At 71.5% G+C, this 1,691-nt stretch carries 1 protein-coding gene; it reads left to right on the plus strand.

The window, feature by feature from the left end:
* Nucleotides 1-139 precede the first annotated feature (139 nt).
* Complete coding sequence (locus P1P70_RS44300) at nt 140-1,615, plus strand: DUF2079 domain-containing protein (protein WP_319248116.1); 1,476 nt, start codon at nt 140-142, stop codon at nt 1,613-1,615.
* The last annotated feature ends 76 nt before the right edge of the window (nt 1,616-1,691 follow it).

The following is a 1,691-nucleotide window of genomic DNA, read 5'->3' on the forward strand; positions in this document are numbered from 1 at the left end:
GTGGGTGGGTGAGTGCGGGTTCGGTGGGGGTTCTCGCACAGTTCCCCGCGCCCCTGAAAAGCAGGGGCTGCGCCCCTGCCCTTTCAGGCCCGCCTAGTCTCTATGGGCATCCTCTGTCTCCACCCGAACGTGAGTCCCCATGGTTTCGAGCGCCCCGTCCACGCAACCGTCGGTGCCCTCGCTCATACCCGGGCCGGTCGCGGCGTGGGGCTCGCCCGCTGCCCCTGGCCGGCGGTTCTCCCTCGCGGGCCGGGAGCCGTGTCTGATCGCGGTCGGGCTGTTCGTGGCGTACGCGGTGGTGTCCGTCGGGCGGTATCTGCGGCTGGGGACCCGGTCGTACGACCTCGGGATCTACGAGCAGGCGGTGCGGGCGTACGCGCACCTCCAGGCGCCGATCGTCGAGCTGAAGGGGCCGGGCTACAACGTCCTGGGCGACCACTTCAGCCCGGTCACCATGCTGCTGGCACCGTTCTACCGGGTGTTCCCGTCCCCCGTGACGCTGCTGGTGATCCAGGCCGCGCTGTTCGCGCTGTCGGCGGTGCCGGTGACCCGGGCGGCGACCCGAATACTGGGGCGGGCCCGGGGCCTCGCGCTCGGGGTGGCGTACGGACTGTCGTGGGGACTGCAGAACGCCGTGGACTTCGACTTCCACGAGATCTGCTTCGCGGTCCCGCTGATCGCGTTCTCCCTGGAAGCGCTGCTGCTGCGGCGCTGGCGGGCCGCGCTGCTGTGGGGGCTGCCGCTGGTGCTGGTCAAGGAGGACCAGGGGCTGACGCTGGCGGCGATAGCGGTGGTCGTCGCGCTACGGGCCCGGCGGGAGGGGTCGTCCCGCGTCGTGCCGTACGCCGTCGCCGTCGCGTCGTTCGGCGCGGTCGCCACGCTGCTCGCCTTCACGCTGATCATCCCGTCCTTCAACACAGCCGGTGCCTCCGACTACCTGACCAAGGTCGGCGGCTCCGGCCCCCTCGACGGCCTGGACGTCAAGATCCGCACCGTTCTCTGGCTGCTGATCCCGACCAGCGGACTGCTCGCCCTGCGCTCTCCGGTCCTGATCGCGGTCCTGCCGACCCTGGGCTGGCGGTTCGTCTCCTCCGACGACAACTACTGGGGCACGGCCTGGCACTACAGCGCCGTCCTGATGCCGATCATCACCCTCGCGCTCGTCGACGCCCTCCCGGCCGCCCGCCACAGCTCCCGGCCGTGGCTGCGCTCGTACGCGCTCCATCTGCCCGCCGCCGTCCTCGCGGCCTCGCTGGCGCTGACGACCGCGCTGCCGCTGGGCAACCTGACCAAGGCGGACGCCTATCGGGTGCCCGCCGAGGTCAGAGCGGTCGAGAGGCTGCTGGACACCATCCCCGACGGGGCGACCGTCGAGTCCAACGTCGGCCCCATAGCCCGGCTGACGTCCCGCTGCCGGGTCTTCTGGATCGGCCGCGCGAAGGGGCTCGCCCCCGACTACATCGTCTTCAACAACAACTCGCGCTGGGTGAAGGACGTCCCCGCCTTCGCCCGGCAGCTGCATCCGCGCGACACGTACGTCCTGCGGGGTGTCATCCAGGGGTACGTGCTCCTGAAACGCACGTCCCCCGCGACCGGCGGGCCCGCATCGTCCTGAGACGGGTGGAGCCCGGCGCCCGGAAGCCTCCGCTTCCCGACGCCGGGCTCTCCCCCGGTTCCCCGTTCCCCCGTTC

This window comes from Streptomyces sp. MB09-02B (genome assembly GCF_033794485.1).
GTDB lineage: Bacteria > Actinomycetota > Actinomycetes > Streptomycetales > Streptomycetaceae > Streptomyces.